This is a genomic window from Leisingera coralii, from assembly GCF_049056525.1.
Classification (GTDB): domain Bacteria; phylum Pseudomonadota; class Alphaproteobacteria; order Rhodobacterales; family Rhodobacteraceae; genus Leisingera; species Leisingera coralii.
Genome location: NZ_JBHUPT010000009.1, coordinates 20601 through 38572 on the forward strand (window position 1 = coordinate 20601; position 17972 = coordinate 38572).

At 64.4% G+C, this 17972-nt stretch carries 15 protein-coding genes; 11 read left to right on the top strand and 4 right to left on the bottom strand.

Annotated elements, in window-relative coordinates:
• Positions 1–31 precede the first annotated feature (31 nt).
• Positions 32–1387, bottom strand: a complete 1356-nt coding sequence (locus tag ACFMBG_RS03845; protein WP_421053410.1) for an aspartate aminotransferase family protein — start codon at positions 1385–1387, stop codon at positions 32–34.
• A gap of 44 nt (positions 1388–1431) precedes the next feature.
• The gene (locus tag ACFMBG_RS03850) at positions 1432–2211 is read right to left on the bottom strand and encodes an IclR family transcriptional regulator (protein WP_421053411.1); all 780 of its coding nucleotides are present in this window, start codon (positions 2209–2211) and stop codon (positions 1432–1434) included.
• Positions 2212–2382: 171 nt separating this feature from the next.
• Between ACFMBG_RS03850 and ACFMBG_RS03855 the strand changes: the two genes are divergently transcribed.
• From ACFMBG_RS03855 to ACFMBG_RS03880, 6 genes are all read left to right on the top strand, one after another.
• Positions 2383–3330: a tripartite tricarboxylate transporter substrate binding protein gene (locus tag ACFMBG_RS03855; protein ID WP_421053412.1), complete on the top strand. Its 948-nt coding sequence runs from the start codon at positions 2383–2385 to the stop codon at positions 3328–3330.
• Between the two features lie 70 nt (positions 3331–3400).
• Complete coding sequence (locus tag ACFMBG_RS03860; protein ID WP_421053413.1) at positions 3401–3931, top strand: tripartite tricarboxylate transporter TctB family protein; 531 nt, start codon at positions 3401–3403, stop codon at positions 3929–3931.
• Between the two features lie 9 nt (positions 3932–3940).
• On the top strand, positions 3941–5560 hold the full coding sequence (locus ACFMBG_RS03865; RefSeq protein WP_421053414.1) for a tripartite tricarboxylate transporter permease: 1620 nt from the start codon (positions 3941–3943) through the stop codon (positions 5558–5560).
• Positions 5467–6909 carry an aldehyde dehydrogenase gene (locus tag ACFMBG_RS03870; RefSeq protein ID WP_421053424.1) on the top strand — a complete coding sequence of 481 codons (1443 nt, stop codon included), beginning with the start codon at positions 5467–5469 and terminating at the stop codon, positions 6907–6909. Before ACFMBG_RS03865 ends, ACFMBG_RS03870 begins: the two co-directional genes overlap by 94 nt.
• Positions 6910–7025: 116 nt before the next feature.
• Positions 7026–8258, top strand: a complete 1233-nt coding sequence (locus ACFMBG_RS03875; RefSeq protein ID WP_421053415.1) for a Tm-1-like ATP-binding domain-containing protein — start codon at positions 7026–7028, stop codon at positions 8256–8258.
• Between the two features lie 239 nt (positions 8259–8497).
• A complete protein-coding gene (locus ACFMBG_RS03880) occupies positions 8498–10588 on the top strand; it encodes a 3-hydroxyacyl-CoA dehydrogenase NAD-binding domain-containing protein (protein ID WP_421053416.1) in 2091 nt (696 codons plus the stop codon).
• 182 nt (positions 10589–10770) lie between these two features.
• Here the strand turns inward: ACFMBG_RS03880 and rpe are convergent, their stop codons facing one another.
• Positions 10771–11460: a ribulose-phosphate 3-epimerase gene (gene rpe / locus ACFMBG_RS03885; RefSeq protein ID WP_421053417.1), complete on the bottom strand. Its 690-nt coding sequence runs from the start codon at positions 11458–11460 to the stop codon at positions 10771–10773.
• Between the two features lie 217 nt (positions 11461–11677).
• On the opposite strand from rpe, the gene phnC reads away from it, so the two are divergent.
• From phnC to ACFMBG_RS03910, 5 genes are all read left to right on the top strand, one after another.
• A complete protein-coding gene (gene phnC / locus ACFMBG_RS03890) occupies positions 11678–12496 on the top strand; it encodes a phosphonate ABC transporter ATP-binding protein (RefSeq protein WP_421053418.1) in 819 nt (272 codons plus the stop codon).
• Between the two features lie 66 nt (positions 12497–12562).
• A complete protein-coding gene (gene phnD / locus ACFMBG_RS03895; protein WP_421053419.1) occupies positions 12563–13465 on the top strand; it encodes a phosphonate ABC transporter substrate-binding protein in 903 nt (300 codons plus the stop codon).
• Positions 13466–13577: 112 nt separating this feature from the next.
• Entirely contained in the window at positions 13578–14447 is an 870-nt protein-coding gene (gene phnE, locus ACFMBG_RS03900) for a phosphonate ABC transporter, permease protein PhnE (RefSeq protein WP_421053420.1), read from the top strand.
• A complete protein-coding gene (phnE, locus tag ACFMBG_RS03905) occupies positions 14444–15817 on the top strand; it encodes a phosphonate ABC transporter, permease protein PhnE (RefSeq protein WP_421053421.1) in 1374 nt (457 codons plus the stop codon). The genes phnE (ACFMBG_RS03900) and phnE (ACFMBG_RS03905) overlap by 4 nt, the downstream gene beginning before the upstream one ends.
• 26 nt (positions 15818–15843) lie before the next feature.
• Positions 15844–16458 (top strand): LbetaH domain-containing protein, encoded by a 615-nt coding sequence (locus ACFMBG_RS03910; protein WP_421053422.1) that lies wholly within the window; start codon positions 15844–15846, stop codon positions 16456–16458.
• A 276-nt stretch (positions 16459–16734) separates the two neighbouring features.
• Here the strand turns inward: ACFMBG_RS03910 and ACFMBG_RS03915 are convergent, their stop codons facing one another.
• Entirely contained in the window at positions 16735–17805 is a 1071-nt protein-coding gene (locus ACFMBG_RS03915; RefSeq protein WP_421053423.1) for an Mrp/NBP35 family ATP-binding protein, read from the bottom strand.
• Between the last annotated feature and the right edge of the window lie 167 nt (positions 17806–17972).

Genomic DNA, 17972 nt, shown 5'->3' on the forward strand with positions numbered 1-17972 from the left:
GGCCCGGGCGCGGTTGCGTTAGGCGCTGGCGTCAACTCACTGCAGCAAAGCCTGCGTTCAGGGCGGAGAGGATGGTGTCCGCCTCCGACTCGCTCAGCACCAGCGGCGGCGACAGGATGATGTTGGGGCCGGAGACCCGCACCATCGCGCCGGCCTCATAGGCGACCTCCTGCAGCTTGCCGATGGTCTTCTTGTCCACGGCTGCCTTGGTGGCGCGGTCGGACACCAGCTCCAGCGCGCACATCAGGCCGTGGCCGCCGCGGACGTCGCCGATCAGCTCGAATTTCTGCTGCAGCGCCAGCAGGCCGTGGTGGATCTGGCTGCCGCGGGCGGCGGCGTTTTCCGGCACGTTCAGGCGCTGGGTTTCCGCAAGGCAGGCCAGGGCGGCGGCGGCGCCGACCGGGTGGCCGGAATAGGTGTAGCCGTGGCCGATGGCCGCCTTGCCCGTGGTGTCCTTCTCGAAGGTCTCGGTCATGTGGTCCGCGATCATCACCGCGCCAAAGGGGAAGTAACCGTTGGTGATCGCCTTGGCGGTGGCCATCATGTCGGGCTGCACGCCCCAGTGGCGGGAACCGCTCCACGATCCGGTGCGCCCGAAGGCGGTGATCACCTCATCCGCGATCAGCAGGATGCCGTGCTTGGTGCAGATCTCGCGCACCCCGGGCATGAAGCTCTTGTGCGGCGGGATCACCCCGCCTGCGCCCAGGACCGGCTCCATGATGAAGGCGGCGATGGTGCCTGCCCCCTGGAAGGCGATCTCATCTTCCAGCGCCTGCAGGCAGAGTTGGGCCAGCCGCTCCGGATCTGTTTCGTTGAACGGGTTGCGGTAGGTGTAGGGGGCCGGGATGTGGTGGCAGCCGGGCAGCAGAGGCTCGTACTGGGTGCGGAAATTGGCATTGCCGTTCACCGAGGCGCCGCCCATGTGGGTGCCGTGGTAGCCCTTCTTGAGGCTCAGGAACTTGGTGCGGCCTTCCTCGCCGCGGATCTTGTGGTACTGGCGCGCGAGCCGCAGTGCGCTTTCCACCGAATCCGAGCCGCCGGAGGTGAAAAACGCGCGCGTCAGCCCGTCGGGCGCGAAGAACTTGCGCAGCTCCTCGGCCAGTTGGATTACCTGGTCATTGGTGGTGCCGCGGAAGGTAGAGTAGTAGGGCAGCACATCGAGCTGCGCGGCAATTGCGTCCTTCACCGGCTGGCAAGAGAAGCCGAGGTTCACATTCCACAGGCCGCCGACCGCATCGACCACCTCATGCCCGTCGATATCGGTGATCTTCACCCCTTGGGCGGAGGTGATGATGGCGGGCGGGTTGGCCAGGCTGTCGCCGGGATGCGCCATCGGGTGCCAGAGGGACTTTGCGTTATGCTCTTTCAGGAAATTGGAGTCTTTCATGGGGGCAGCTCCTGGATGCGGCCCGGACCGGGCCGGTGAAGGGTTCAGGCGGTGTCGTCCTGCGGATAGTCCGCGGGGGCAGAGCCGCCGATGCGATGGGTGAGGGTGGCGCCCGCGCGGCGCAGGGTCGCCGGGATCAGCTGTTTCTGTTCCGCGCTCATGCGGGAAACCGGCGCGGCAACGGCCAGCGCGCCGATCACCTTGCGGTCAGGGCCAAAGACGGGGACTGCGTGGGAATGCACATCCGCCTCGAAGCCGCCGATCGACTGGGCAATGCCGGTGCTGCGGATTTCACCCAATTGGGCGCGGATTTCCTGCGGGTCGGTGATTGTTTCGGGGGTGCGGGCCTCAAGCGGCTGGCACAGCACCTCCTCGGCGAAGGCTGGGTCGGCATAAGCCAGCACCGCCATTCCGGAACTGGTGCCGTGAAAGGTCAGCACCTCGGCGTCCTCCATCATCACCTTGGTGGCATTGCGGGGGGAGTAGGCATGCGACAGGGAGTTCAGCTGGCCGCCTTGCAGCAGAGACAGATGGGTGGTCTCGCCGGTCTCGTCGCTGAGGTCGCGCAGCACCCGGCGGGAGACCGACAGGATCGGCACCGCTGCCTCGCGCAGGGCTGCGAGGCGCAGAACCTGCGGGCCCAGCCGGTACATTCGGTCGCCATCGGTCTGTTCGACAAAGCCTGATTCCTGCAGCTCGCTCATCAGCCGGTAGACGGTTGCCTTGTTGATGCCGGACAGGCGCGTGAGGTCGCTGAGCCCTATCCCGGTCCGGCCGTGATTGAAATACGTCAGTAATGACAAGGCTTTGGATACCGTTCCCATGCGCTTGCCCGTGCTCCCTGTTTGGTCTTGGCGGCCGGTGTTTCCTGAAAAAGACGCACCCGCGATGCAATTTTGTTGACAGATAACCAGGTGGGCTGTCAATCTAAATTCAAACCAATGGTTCGTATAATGAACCAATCGAAAGATTTGGTGAAAACTGGGAGGAACGCCATGAAACTCAAAACCCTCATGAAAGGGGCGGCCGCAGCAGCGGCGCTGGGGCTGAGCGCGGTAGCGGCGCAGGCCGAATATCCGGAGAAACCGGTGAACTTCATCGTGCCGTGGCCGCCGGGTGATCTGGAGGATGTGCTGACCCGGATGATCGCCGAGGATTTCCAGAACGAATACGGCGTTGCTGCAGCAGTGGTGAACAAGCCCGGCGGCGGCGGCGGGCCATTCCCGGGTGCCATTGAGGTCGCCAATGCGCCGGCAGATGGCTACACTATCGGCTCCTTCGTGATCGGCGTGCCGGTGATGGGCCATCAGATCGACATCCCGCCGCTGACGCCGGCCAAGTTCGATCCTCTGGGGATCTTCCTGACCTACCCCTTCGTGATCGCCGCCTCGGGCGATGCGCCCTACAGCTCGATGGAAGAGCTGGCGGCCTATGCCAAGGAAAACGACGTGGCGCTGGGCCATTTCGGCGATGTTCTGACCCCGACGCAGGTGACCAAGGCCTATGCCAAGAACGCCGGGTTCGAGTGGGGCTCGGACGCCGCGTTCGACGCGCTGGACTGCAACACCCTGGCTTCTGGCGATGCGGATGTGATCAACACCACTCTGCAGCTGGTGCTGCCCTGCCTGGATCAGATCAAGGTGCTGGTCTCGATCACCGACGAACGCATCCCGCTGGCCCCCGATGCTCCGACCATCGGCGAGCTGGACGAAAGCCTGAACATCGCCCTCTGGAACGGTCTGTTCGTGACCAAGGACACCCCGCAGGACGTGCGCGACAAGATCATCGCGGTGGCCGAGAAGACGGTGATGAGCGAACGCGCCCAGAATGTCGCCAAGGAAACCGGCGCGCTGGTCTACTGGCAGGGAGCCGATGACAGTGCGGCCCGCGTCGCAAACGACATCGACACGATGGCCCGCATCGGCGGCCTGCTGTCGGAATGATCCTCCCCCTGCACCGGGGCCTTGACTGGCCCTGGTGCCCTTTCCCTCGCGCGGACAAAGAACCCCTCAGATGCCTTCGGAACGTGAACGCCGCTTTGTTGGACCCAGGCGCGGACAGCTGGCCTTTGCCCTCATCCTGGTGGGCGCGGCCCTGCTGCTGCTGGTCCTGATCACCGAGCAGACCGCCTGGGTCAACAAGACCAAGCTGTTTGCCCAGCCCCGGTTCTGGCCTGCCGTTGCGATCGGCGGCATGGTGCTGCTGGGCGGCTTGCATCTCTACAAACTGCCCTGGCGGCGGGTCAGCCGCTATGACCTGTGGGAGGTCAAGCGCTGGGGGCAGGTGTTTGAATTTGCCGGCTGGTTCATGGGCTATGTGCTGCTGGTTCCCATCATCGGATACCTCCCCGTGACGCTGGTGTTCGTGCCTCTGCTGAGCTGGCGGATGGGCTACCGCAGCCCCTTCATGCTGTGGACCAGCGCCGTATTCGCCGTGGCCGTGGTGGTGCTGTTCAAGGCCTTGCTGTCGGTCAAGATCCCGGGCGCAATGCTCTATGAGTATCTGCCGGGGTCTTTGCGCAGCTTCTTCATTCTCTATCTCTGAGAGCCCGTTATGGACCTGATCCTTTCCGCGATAGACATCCTGATGCGCTGGGACGTGGCGCTGGCGCTGCTGGCGGGCTCGGTCGGGGGCGTGCTGATCGGGGCGATCCCCGGTGTTGGCCCGGCCGTAGCGATTGCGATCCTGCTGCCTGCGACCTTCTCGATGGACCCGATTGTCGGGCTGACGGTGCTGCTGGGGATCTACGGGTCCTCCATGTACGGCGGTGCAATCCCGGCGATCCTGATCAATACGCCCGGGACGGCGGTCAACGCGCTGACCACATACGACGGCTACCCGATGACCGCACGGGGCGAGCCGCGCAGGGCGCTGAGCCTTGCCTACTCCGCCAGTTTCTTTGGCGGCATCTTCTCGGTCATCTGCCTGATCCTGTTTGCCCCGGTGCTGGCCAAAATTGCGCCGATGTTCGGCTCGCGCGAGATCTTCATGGCGGCGCTTCTGGGCCTCATTCTTGTGGTGGTTGCGCACCGCGGGCAGGCACTGATTGCCGGAGCGCTCGCATGTTTCGGCATCTTCCTGCAGACCATTGGGCTGGAGCCGGTAAAATACACCCAGCGCTACACCTTCGGGCAGGACTTCCTGGGGGGCGGCATCAATCTGATCGTGGTGGTGCTGGGCCTGTTTGCGATCTCGCAGGCCTTCGTGCTGCTGACGGATGAGGACGAGAAGGTCCGGATGACCCGCCTGCGGGGCGGCATGTTCCAGGGACTGCGCGAGTTGGCGCGGCACCCGCGGGTGGCCGGGGTCTCCGCCACCTTCGGCGTGCTGATGGGGATGATCCCCGGCGTGGGCGAGTTCACCGCGCAGTTCATGTCCTACACCTATGCGCAGAAGACCTCGAAACGGCCGCAGGACTTTGGCCATGGCTCCTCCGAAGGGCTGATCGCGGCAGAGACCGCCAACAATGCCGTGCCCGCCGCCGCCATGGTGCCGCTGCTGGCGCTGGGCATTCCGGGTGAGGCGCTGACGGCGATGATGCTGTCGGTGTTTTACGTGCACAACGTGGTGCCGGGGCCGGGGCTGTTCCAGAATGACATGGATTTTGTCGTGGCGCTGTACCTCGCGCTGCTGGTCCTGAACGTGCTGGTGCTGCTGTTCCTGCTGTTTGCCACCAAGTCGCTGATCCAAGTGGTGCGCATCCCCAACCGGTTCCTTGGCGTCTGCATCCTGACGCTCAGCTTTGTCGGGGTCTACTCCTTGCGCAATTCCGCCACCGACTGTGTGATGGCGGCTGCCTTTGGTATCCTTGGCTACATCCTCAAACGCCTGTCACTGCCTTCGGTGCCGATCATCCTGGGCATGGTGCTGGGCGGCATCATGGAGGTGAAGCTGCGCGCGGGCATGGCCCGGGTGAAGGAACCCTTTGATTTCATTGACCGCCCGGTGGCGTTCATCCTGTTTCTACTCATCATCATCGTTCTGGCGGTCCACACCCTGCGGGTGCTGAAGGACCGGAAGGAACTGAAGGAGGCCGAATGGCAGACCAAAACCTCATCGACAGGCTTCGGCGGCTTGATGTGGCGCCGCAGAAACTCTTTCTTGAAGGATCATGGCAAGAAGGTTCGGGCCAGACACTCGAAGTTGCTTCGCCGGTTGACGGATCTGTTCTGACGACGCTGCAGGGCGCCTCTGCAACAGATGTCGAAAACGCTGTCGCTTCGGCGCGGCGGGCATTTGAGGATCGCCGCTGGGCAGGACAGAGCCCCGCCGCACGCAAACAGGTGCTGCACCGGATTGCGGACCGGATCGAGGCCGAGGCGGTGGAGCTGGCGGTGCTGGGCGTGCGCGACAACGGCACCGAGTTCAGCATGGCGCTGAAGGCAGAGCCGGGATCGGCGGCGGGCACCTTCCGATACTACGCCGAGGCTCTGGACAAGGTGGCCGGCGAGGTTGCACCGACCGCGCCGGATGTTCTGGGTCTGGTGCACCGGATGCCGGTCGGCGTGGTGGGGGCCATCGTGCCCTGGAACTTCCCGCTGATGATCGGCGCCTGGAAACTGGCGCCCGCGCTGGCAATGGGCAATTCGGTGGTGCTGAAACCGGCGGAAACCGCTTCCTTGTCCTTGCTCCGGCTGGCGGAGATCTGCTCCGAATGCGGCCTGCCGGACGGGGTCTTGAACGTAGTCACCGGCACCGGCGCGGAAACCGGGGCGGCGCTGGCGGCGTCAAGCGGGGTGGATGTGCTGGCTTTCACAGGCTCGGGTGCGACGGGCCGAAAACTGCTGGAGGCCTCGGCGCGGTCGAACCTCAAGCGCTGTTATCTGGAGCTGGGTGGCAAGTCGCCCAACATCGTTTTTGCGGATGCGCCTGACCTGGCTAAGGCCGCCAAGGTATCCGCCGCGGGCATCTTCCGTAACTCCGGGCAGGTCTGCATCGCGGGTTCCCGCCTGCTGGTCGAGGCCTCCATCCACGATGAGTTCGTCGAGATGCTGAAGGCCGAGGCGGAGGCGCTGCGTGTGGGCGATCCGCTGGACCTGAACACGCAGATTGGTGCGGTGAACTCCGAGGACCAGCTGCGCCGTAACCTCTCTTTCTTGGACATGGCGCGGGCCGAGGGCGGCCAGGTGGTGACCGGCGGCCAGCGTATTTTGGAGGACACCGGCGGCACCTATATGGCGCCGGCCATCGTCACCCGCGTGGCGCGCGACCACGCACTGTTCCAGCGCGAGGTGTTCGGCCCGGTGCTGGCGGTCACTAAATTCGAAACCGAGGAGGAGGCGCTGAGCCTGGCGAATGCCACTGCCTTTGGCCTGGCTGCCGGGGTCTGGACCGCAAACCTGTCCCGCGCGCACCGGATGGTCGCCGGCATCCGCGCCGGTGTGGTGCATGTGAATACCTATGGCGGCGCGGACAACACCGTGCCGCTGGGTGGGGTTGGCCAATCCGGCAACGGGCATGACAAGTCCTTGCATGCTCTGGACAAATACACCGACCTGAAAACCGCCTGGATCCAGCTGTGAAGCAGGTCTTGCGAGCGCAAAACCTGCAGCCTCCGGCGGGAGTATTTGGGGAAAGATGAAAAGCTGAGGTTAGGCCGATAGCCGCCGCGAAGCTGAACAGACGGGAGATAAAGCCTGTGGCAGACAAGACCATTCTGGTTGCCGGAACTTATGACACCAAGGACGACGAACTGGGGTATCTGGCCGATGTGATCCGCGAGCAAGGCGGCAGGGTGCTGACAATGGATGTGAGCGTGCTGGGCGATCCCAGCCGGCCCACGGATGTCAGCAAGCATGAGGTGGCCAAGGCTGGCGGCAGCTCGATTGAGGCGGCGATTGCCTCGGGTGATGAAAACACCGCGATGCAGATCATGGGGGCAGGGGCGGCGGCAAAAGCGCTGGAGCTGTACCGGGCGGGCCGCATTGACGGGGTAATCGTTCTTGGCGGCACAATGGGCACTGATCTGGCTTTGGACATGTGTGCGGCGTTGCCTGTCGGGGTGCCGAAGTACATCGCCTCCACCGTCGCCTTCTCGCCGCTGATGCCGCCGGAAAGGATCCCGGCGGATGTGCAGATGATCCTCTGGGCGGGCGGTCTCTACGGGCTGAACTCGATCTGCAAGGCGTCGCTCAGCCAGGCCGCCGGCGCGGTGCTGGGGGCGGCACGGGCTGTGGAGCCGCCCAAGCGCGACCGCCCGCTGATCGGTATGACGTCGTTTGGAAAAACCGTTTTGCGCTACATGGTGACGCTGAAACCTGCGCTGGAGGCGCGCGGGTTCGAGGTGGCTGTTTTCCACGCCACCGGCATGGGCGGACGCGCGTTTGAAAGCCTGGCGGCCGAGGGCGCCTTTGCCGCGGTGATGGACTTCGCGCCGCAGGAGGTTTCGAACCACCTGTTCGGCGGGCTGTCGGCAGGTGCGGACCGGATGACCAATGCAGGGAAATCCGGCACCCCGCAACTGGTGGCACCGGGCTGCTATGACCTGGTGGATTTCGTCGGCTGGCAGGAAACGCCCGCACAGCTGCAGGGGCGGGAGACACACGCTCATAACCGGCTGCTGACCTCCGCCATGCTGGAGGCAGACGAGCGGCGGCAGGTGGCGCAGACCATCTGCGGCAAGCTGGCCACCGCCCAAGCGCCGGTGGCAGTGCTGCTGCCAAAGGGCGGCTGCAACGAATGGGACCGGCCCGGCGCGCCTTTGCATGATGCGGCGGGGCTGGCGGCCTTTTGCAGCGAGATGCGCCGCAGCTGTCCGGAAAACGCCAGCCTGCATGAGCTGGATTGCCATATCAACGACGCGGAGTTTGCGGCCAAGGCATTGGAAATCCTCGACTCCTGGATCGCCAGCGGCGTGGTGAAGGGCAGTTGAACGGCGAAACACTTTATCAAGATGAGCAACTTGCGAATAAGGTGTTTCAAGAAGTTTGATTTTCGGCTTCATTCTGTTACGTAACTCCCGCAGGACAGCCGCTGCGCCCCGGTGCCTTGTGACGCTGGGTCTGCCATAGTGCGGCGGAATTTGGGGCTTGGCGCGGAGACGGGCGCCGTGCCTAATCAGTTGGGGCGCGGGTCTGTGTCATGGGGCCCCGCAGGAGAGAGGAAGACCGGATGACCGAAGCCATTGCATATGAGCGCGTGGGCAATATTGCCGTTCTGAAGGCGCAGAACCCGCCGGTGAACGCGCTGGGCGTGGATGTGCGCAGGGGGCTGCTGGCCGGGATCGAACGCGCCGAACAGGAAGGCGCCAAGGCGGTTCTGATTTATGGCGAGGGCAAGACCTATTTCGCAGGTGCTGACATCCGGGAATTCGGCAAGCCGCCGCAGGAGCCCTGGCTGCCCGGGCTGTGCAGCCGGATCGAGGCCACGCCGCTGATCGTGGTCTCTGCCATGCATGGCACCGCGCTGGGCGGCGGGCTGGAGGTGGCCCTGTCCTCGCATTACCGGATCGCGGTGCCGTCGGCGAAGATGGGGCTGCCGGAAGTGAACCTGGGTATTCTGCCCGGTGCCGGAGGCACCCAGCGGCTGCCACGTGTGGCCGGGACCGAAGCGGCGCTGGAGATGATCACCACTGGCCGCCACATCAGCGCTGCGGAGGCGCTGGAGAAGGGCATCATCGACCGGATCGAAGACAGCGATCCGCGCGAGATCGGCCTCGCCTATGCGCAGGAGCTTCTGGAGCAGGACGCGCCGCGCCGCGCCGTGGGCGAAATGCCTGCGCCGGAGGCGGTGGATTTCGATGCGGTCTATACCGCCACGCTGAAGAAGGGCCGCGGCCAGCTGTCGCCCGCGGTGGCAGTACGCGCGGTTCAGGCGGCAGCTGAGGCGGAAAGCTTCGAGGCCGGGCTGAAGCGCGAGCGCGAGCTGTTCATGGAACTGATGGACTCCGATCAGCGGCAGGGTTTGATCCATGCCTTCTTCTCGGAACGTGCGGTCAGCAAACTGCCGGAACTGGAGGGCGTCGAGGCTCGCGAGGTTGCCTCGATGGGCGTGATTGGCGGCGGCACCATGGGGGCGGGCATTGCGACTGCGGCGCTGCTGGCCGGGCTTCCTGTTGTTTTGATCGAAATGACGGACGAGGCTGTTGCCGCAGCGCGGGGGCGGATCGAGGGCAACCTGAAAGGGGCTCTGAAGCGCGGCAAGATCAGCCAGGCTCAGTATGATCAGCTGACCGGCGAGGCGCTGACGGTGGCGACGGACTATGCTGCGCTGTCGGCAGTGGACCTGGTGGTCGAGGCGGTGTTCGAGGACATGGGCGTCAAGCGCGAGGTCTTTGGCAAGCTGGATGCCCATTGCAAGGCCGACGCAGTGCTGGCGACCAACACCTCCTATCTGGACGTGGACGAGATCGCCGCCGCGACGTCCCGCCCGCAGGACGTGATCGGGCTGCATTTCTTCTCGCCCGCGCATGTGATGAAGCTGCTGGAAGTCGTGGTGGCGGAGAAGACCGCGCCGGAAGTGCTGGCCACCGGCTTTGCCCTCGGTAAGCGGCTGAAGAAGGTCGCAGTGCGGTCCGGCATTTGTGACGGGTTCATCGGCAACCGGATCATGAACGCCTACCGCAAGGCGGCGGAGTACGTGGTGCTGGACGGCGCCTCGCCTTATCAGGTGGACAAGGTGGTGACCGGTTTCGGCTTCCCGATGGGGCCGTTTGCAATGGGAGACCTGGCGGGGCTCGACATCAACTGGGCCGCCCGCAAGCGCCGCGCGCCCACCCGCGACCCGCGCGAACGGGTGCCGCGCTTTTACGAGATGCTGTGCGAGGGCGGCGATTTCGGCCAGAAAACCGGCAAGGGGTTCTACACCTACGAAGAGGGCCAGCGCGGCGGCGTGCCGAATCCGCAGGTGGCGGAGCTGATAGCCAGGGATCAGGAGCAGCAGGGCGTCACCCCGCGGGAGTTCTCGGATGCAGAGGTGCTGCGGCGCTACATGTGCGCCATGGTCAACGAGGCGGCCAAGGTGGTGGGCGAGGGCATCGCCCGGCGTCCGCTTGACGTCGATATGGTGATGCTGTTCGGCTACGGCTTCCCGCGCTTCTGGGGCGGGCCGCTGAAATGGGCGGATCTGCAGGGGCTGGATGGCATCCTGGCCGATATCCGGGCCTATGCGGCAGAAGATGATTTCTTCTGGCAGCCTGCACCACTGCTTGAGCAATTGGTGGACGAAGGCAAGACTTTCGACACGCTGAACAAAGGCGGCTGAGCAGGCGGGCGGGCGCCCTTCCGGCCCGTCGAGGGCCCTCAGGGCGCGGCCCGGCTTTGCCGGGCTGAACGCGCAAACGCTGGCCGTATCACGAAAAAGCGCCGCGCGGAAAGCGCGGCGCTTGGCCCAACAAGAGCGGCGCATCTTTAATGCGCCCGGCGATTGGCGGGAGTTCCCGTCGCTTACGTCCAGGTGCCTTCGGTGGCGGCACGGATCTTGCGGATATTTTCACCATAGACTTCCGGTGTGTTGACCGAGCCGCCCTTGAACACAGCGGAACCTGCGACCAGCACGTCGGCACCGGCCTCGGCTACCAGCGGCGCGGTGGTCGGGTCGACGCCGCCGTCGATCTCGATATGCACCGGGCGGTCGCCGATCATCGCGCGCAGGCGGCGGATCTTGGCAGTCATGTCGATGAACTTCTGGCCGCCGAAGCCTGGGTTCACGGTCATCACGCAAACCAGATCGGTCAGGTCCAGCAGGTGCTCCACCGCCTCGGCCGGGGTGCCGGGGTTCAGCGCCACGCCTGCCTTCATGCCAGCGCCGCGGATCGCCTGCAGGGTGCGGTGGATGTGCGGGCCGGCCTCGAAATGCGCGGTCAGCACATCAGCGCCGGCATCGGCGTAAGCGTCGATGTAGGGATCGACCGGTGCGATCATCAGGTGCACGTCCATCACCGTTTTCACATGCGGGCGGAAGGCCTTCACCGCTTGCGGGCCAAAGGTGAGGTTCGGCACGAAATGCCCGTCCATCACGTCCACATGCACCCAGTCGGCGCCTTGGGCTTCGATGGCCCGGATCTCCTGGCCGAAGTTGGCGAAATCGGCAGACAGGATGGAGGGCGCGATCTTGATCTTGCGGTCAAAGGACATCTGGCAGCTTCCTTTTGCAAAGGGAATTTGAGGAGTCGAAGGCCGTATAGCTGCTGCAGCCCCGTCTGGACAGGGGCAGAATGCCGCCAAAGCCGGTTTCCCGTTGCGCAACGGCTTGGGGTTGCGCCCGGCGGCGTTACAAAACTTTCACGGCAGTGACATACGGCCTTTGAGCGCACGCATTAGGCTTTCCCGGAAAGAAGAGGGAGCGCCACCCGTGCTGCGCATTGACAAGCTGACCAAGAAATTTGGCGACAAGACCGCGGTGGACGCGGCCTCGCTGGACATCGACAAGCCCTGCATGATCGGCATCATCGGCCGCTCCGGCGCAGGCAAATCCACCTTGCTGCGGATGCTGAACCGGCTGGAGGACGCCAGCGGAGGGCGCATCCTGTTTGAAGGGCGGGAGATCACCGGTCTGAAGGGCGGGGACAAGCGCGCGTGGCAGTCCGATTGCGCGATGATCTTCCAGCAGTTCAACCTAGTGCCGCGGATGGATGTGGTCTCCAACGTGCTGCACGGCACGCTGAACCGCCGCAACGCGATGGCGACTTTGTTCAACCTCTACCCGATGGAAGACATTCACAAGGCGATCGATATCCTTGACCGGCTGGGCATCGCTGAACATGCGGCCAAGCGGGCAGAAGCGCTGTCCGGCGGCCAGCAGCAGCGAGTGGCGATTGCCCGGGCGCTGATGCAGGACCCGAAAATCATCCTGGCGGATGAGCCGATAGCCTCGCTTGACCCGATGAACGCCCAGACCGTGATGGAGGCGCTGCGCCGCATCCACGAGGAAGACGGGCGAACTGTCATTGCCAACTTGCACACGCTGGACACCGCGCGCCGCTATTGCGACCGGGTGGTCGGCATGCGCGACGGGCGCATCGTGTTCGACGGGCTGCCTGAGCAGCTGACCACGGGCGTAGCCCGCGAAATCTATGGCGCCGGAGCGGATTTCTCCGAGGCCGCCACCTCAACCGAGATCGAGACGCTGGAGAAGGCGGACGCCATGCGCGCCGCCATTCCAGCCGAGTAACCCCGAACCGTTTTCATCGACCCGGGGGCTGCTCCTCCGGGAACAGACCAACCGGAGAGACACGAGATGAAAAAGCTGATTGCTGCCGTTCTGGCAACCACTGCGCTGACCGCCCCCGTTGCGGCAGAGGAAATCAAGGAATTCCGCATCGGTATTCTGGGCGGCGAGAACGCTCAGGACCGCCTGAACAACAACGAGTGCCTGCGCGAGTACACCGAGAAGGAACTCGGAGTCGAAACCAAGCTGTTTGCACCCGCCGACTACAACGGCGTGATCCAGGGCCTCTTGGGCGGCACCATCGACATGGCCTGGCTGGGCGCGTCAGGCTATGCCAAGACCTACCTGTCCGACCCGGAAGCGGTTGAGCCGGTGCTGGTCAAAGTGAACACCGACGGCGGCTATGGCTATTACTCGGTCGGCTTTGCCCGCAAGGACAGCGGCATCGCCTCGCTGGAAGACATGAAGGGCAAGACTTTCGGCTTTGGCGATCCGAACTCCACCTCTGGCTACCTGATCCCGTCGATTGAAATCCCGCAGGCAACCGGCGCCACAATGGACTCCGGCGACTACTTTGGGGAAGTGAAATTCACTGGCGGCCACGAGCAGACCATCGTTGCGGTTGCCAACGGCGACGTCGACGGCGGTGTAACCTGGGCTGACGGCCTGGGCGAATGGGAAGACGGCTACCAGTCGGGCGCCCTGCGCAGGGCCGTGGATGCGGGCCTCGTCGACATGAACGACATGGTCGAGATCTGGAAATCCGCCCCGATCCCGGAAGGCCCGGTGGTTCTGCGCAAGGCCCTGCCGGCGGAGGTCAAGGCCAAGATGACCGCGCTGATGGACAACCTCAGCGAAATCGACCGCGATTGCTTCTACGGTGTCGCGGCAGGCGAAGCCAAGAGTTTCGACCCGATCACCCATGACGCCTATGAGGTGATCATCGAAGCCCGCAAACTGAAGTCCCAGTAATTTCAGCCCAGCACGCATTGAACGGAGTTCTGCGGGGGGCGGGCTTGCCCGGGCCCCGCAATTCCCCCGATGGCCGCTGGTTTGGCCATCTCTCAAAGACCAGGACCCTTAGATGGCAGATCTGACGGCAGCCCGGCCCTCGGTGGAGGAGATTCGGGAGCTTTATACCGCACACACCCAGCGCAAGCGGCTGTATGGTGGTATTCTTCTTGCAGTTTTCGTGGCGCTGATGGCGGCGGGGTTCCGCACTGCGGATGACCGCAATGCTGGCTCCTTTGCCGACGGGTTCACCCGCATCTTCGACTACCCGTCCGAGGTTCTGGCAGAAGCCGCCGAAAAGGCCGCGCAGCTGCCCGGACATCTGGTGCATTTCTTCCCGGCGCTGGTGGAAACCCTGAATATCGCTGCGGCGTCGACCCTCGTGGGGGCCGTGTTCGGCACCCTGCTGTCGCTGCTGGCGACCCGCGGCATGGCGCCGTGGCCCGCGCTGATCCCGCTGTTCCGGCGTATCAGCGACATTTGCCGGGCGATCCCGGAAATCGTCATTGCGCTGGTGCTGATCTTTGTCCTTGGCGGCGGGCCGGTGCCCGCGATGATCGCCATCGCCATCCACACTGCCGGCGCGCTGGGCAAGCTGTTTTCAGAGGTGAACGAGAACGCCTCCTTGAAACCGGTCGAGGGACTCACCTCTGTCGGCGCCACCTGGGCGCAGCGGGTGACGCTGGGGGTGATCCCGCAGGTCGGTCCGAACTATGTGAGCTACGCGCTCTTGCGGTTTGAGATCAACATCCGCGCCTCTGCAATCCTCGGCTTCGTCGGTGCGGGCGGCATCGGTTACGAGCTGAAGAACGCCATGTCCTGGGGGCAGGGGCGTTACGACGAGGCCGCCGCGATTTTCCTCCTCCTCTTTGTCACCATCGTGGCCGTGGACCAGCTGTCCGGCCTGCTGCGTGACCGTCTGACCCATGGAGCGAAGGCATGACCACGTTCGATACCAACCTCACGCCTGCAGGGCTGAAGCTGAGCATGTCACGGCTGTTCCTGAAGAAGCGGCTGATCAACTTCGCTCTGCCTGCCGCGGTGCTTGCCTACCTGGCCTACGTCTTTGCGGCATTCGATATGCCAGGCCTGTGGGAACGTGCCAGCCTGGACAACGCCAGGACCCTCGTCAGCGACAGCTACAGCTACAAGACCCATGTCACCCGCGACAACCGCAGCGGCGAGGTCTCGGTGGCGATCGAGGGGGAGCGCAAGGGCGCCTATCCCGAAGGAACAGCGCCGGATTGGGTGGCTATGGGCGAGACTACGGTGATTGATCTGGAGGACGGCCATACCGTCACCTTCGGCCCGGCATCCGTCGAATACGCAATCCCCGGCTATGGCACCGTGCGCGCTACCCCCAACCGCAGCGCAGGGGTTCAGGCAGAGTTGCCGCCGGGTGACGTGCCGGAGTGGATCAGCGTCTCCAAGAACCGCCTCGCGGTTACGACAGAAGCAGGCCGCCTGACCGTCACCCGCAACCGGGCCGAGGTGTTCCGCTACTTCGCCGGGTGGGAGCTGTTCTTCTTCACCCTCGACAGCCCCTATTACGGCATGGGAGCAGGGGAGCTGCTGCAGCGTGCCGTCACCGGCGAAGGCGGTGCGATCTTCCAGGAGTTCTGGACCAACAAGATGTGGCGCCATCAGGATGTGGCCTGGGCGATTGCCGAGACCCTGCTGATGGCCTTTCTCGGCACCATCGGCGCTGGCATTATCGCGCTGCCGCTGGCCTTTCTGGCGACGCGGAATTTCATGCCCTTGCGCAGCATCCGCTTTGCCATGCGCCGCGTCTTCGACTTTGTGCGCGGCGTCGACTCGCTGATCTGGACGGTGGTGCTGGCGCGGGCCTTTGGCCCCGGCCCGCTGACCGGCGCGCTGGCGATCCTGGTGACCGACACCGGCACCTTCGGCAAGATCTTCTCCGAGGCGCTGGAGAATGTTGACAAGAAACAGATCGAGGGCGTTGCCTCCACCGGGGCCAAGCCGGTGCAGCGCTACCGCTTCGGGGTGATCCCGCAGATCACGCCGGTTCTCTTGAGCCAGCTGCTGTATTTCCTGGAATCGAACACCCGGTCGGCCACCATCATCGGCGCGATCACCGGCGGCGGCATCGGCCTGCTGCTGACCCAGGCGATCATCACCCAGAAGGATTGGGAAGAAGTGGCCTATTACATCACCCTGATCATCCTGATGGTGATGCTGATGGACTGGTTCTCCGGCTGGCTGCGCCGCCGCCTGATCAAGGGCGAGGGCGGCAAGGCCAAGCGCAAGCCGCGCAAGGCGGAAGCGGGCAGCGCGTTCCTGCTGCCCTGATCCAGGATCCAAGAAAAGGATAGCCCATGCCGCGTTTGCATGCCGAGGCGCCATTCATCCATCCGGACTGCACAATCACCGGCAGCAGCTTTGGCGCCTATGTGGAAATCGGCGCTGGCAGCCGGATCGCAAACGCAGTGGTCGCAGATTACAGCTATTGCGACCGGAGCTGCGACATTGCCAATGCGGAGATCGGCAAGTTTGCCAATATTGCCAGTTTCGTGCGGATCGGTGCCACGGACCACCCGATGGAGAAAGCGTCTCTGCATCATTTCCTGTACCGCTCGGCGAGCTACTGGGAGGATGCGGAGGATGATGCGGAATGGTTTGCCCGCCGCGCCGGGCGCACTGCCAGCATCGGCCATGACACCTGGATCGGCCATGGGGCGATGATCAAGCCCGAGGTGGCCATCGGGCATGGCGCGGTTGTGGCCTCAGGTGCGGTTGTGACCAAGGATGTGGCGCCCTATACCATCGTCGGCGGCAACACCGCCAAGGTGATCCGCCGCCGCTATCCCGAGGCGGTTGCCGAGCAGATGATGGAACTGGCGTGGTGGGACTGGGACCATCAGGCATTGCGTGCGGCGCTGCCGGATTTCCGCCAATTACGGGCTGAGGAATTCCTGGAGAAATACGCCTGATCCGGCGGGCAGGGGCTCCCGCCTGTTCTTGGGCATTCAAAGAATGCCCGTCACAGTTGGGCGTGGCGCCGCTGCGCGGCGCAGAAGGGCTCCGCCCGTTCGAACCTCAAATGATCCCCCGGATCATTTCTTTTCCGGTTCTCACTGCTGAGAAGCGCTTCAGGGCAGGTTTGCCCTGAAACACCTTTTCCATTGTGTAGCCTGCCATCTCCGCCGCAAGGGTGAACGGTGCCGAGCACCGCCGCTTTGCGGCCCTTGATCCGGGGCTTGCAGGGGTCAGGCGGCGCCTGCGTCGACCAATTGGGTGGCGATGTCGAGGAAGACCTTGGCCTGGGCGCTCCCGGGCTGTGCGGCCACGATCGGTGTGCCATTGTCGCCCGCCAGGCGCACATCGAGATGCAGCGGCACTTCGCCCAGCAGCGGCACGTTCAGCTTCTTCGCTTCCTGCGCCACGCCGCCATGGCCGAAGACATGTTCCTCATGACCGCAGTTGGAGCAGATATGGGTCGACATGTTCTCGATCATCCCCAGCACCGGCACGTTCATCTTGCGGAACATGTCGATGCCTTTGCGCGCATCGATCAGGGCCACGTCCTGCGGGGTGGAGACCACGATGGCGCCGTCCACATGGGTTTTCTGCGCCAGCGTCATCTGCACGTCGCCGGTGCCCGGCGGCAGATCGACGATCAGCACATCCAGCGTGCCCCATTGCACCTGCAACAGCATCTGCTGCAGCGCGCCCATCAGCATCGGGCCGCGCCAGATCACCGCCTGGTCCTCGCCGGTCATCAGCCCCATTGACATCATGGTGACGCCGTGGTTGCGCAGCGGCAGGATGGTCTTGCCGTCGGGGCTGGCGGGCCGCCCGCTCACCCCCAGCATTCTGGGCTGGGAAGGGCCGTAAACATCCGCATCAAGCAGCCCCACCTTGCGCCCCTGCATCGCCAGCGCACAGGCGATATTGGTCGATACGGTGGACTTGCCGACGCCGCCCTTGCCCGAGGCCACCGCCAGGATCCGCGCCACGCCCGGCACCTTCTGCGGTGCTTGCTGCTGCGGCTGGGCGGCTTTCTTTGGCTTCAGGTCCGGCGGTGCCTTCTCGGAATGGGCGGTCAGCATGGCGGAGACCTTCTCCACCCCCGGCAGCGCCGCCACAGCCGCATCGGCCCGGTCCCGCACCGGGCCATAGGCCTCGGATTTGCCGGGATCGATCTCCAGCACAAAGCGGACGGTGCTGCCTTCAACGGTGACCGCACGGGCGACGCCCGCGCTGACGATGTCACTTCCGCTGGCGGGATCGGTGATGGTTCTGAGCGCCTCAAGGACGGTTTCACGGGTGACGGTCACGCCGGTCTCCTGTTGCTGGTCATGTCTTGCGCCCGTTGTGGCGTAATTCAGCGCCGCATGCCAGCCATCCACTGGCAGGAGTTTGTTTTAGCGCATCCTGGAGTCAGCTTTTGCGCTTGCGGGCGTAGCCGGAGCAGGGCGGAAGGCTTGCGCCAAACGCAGCGGCG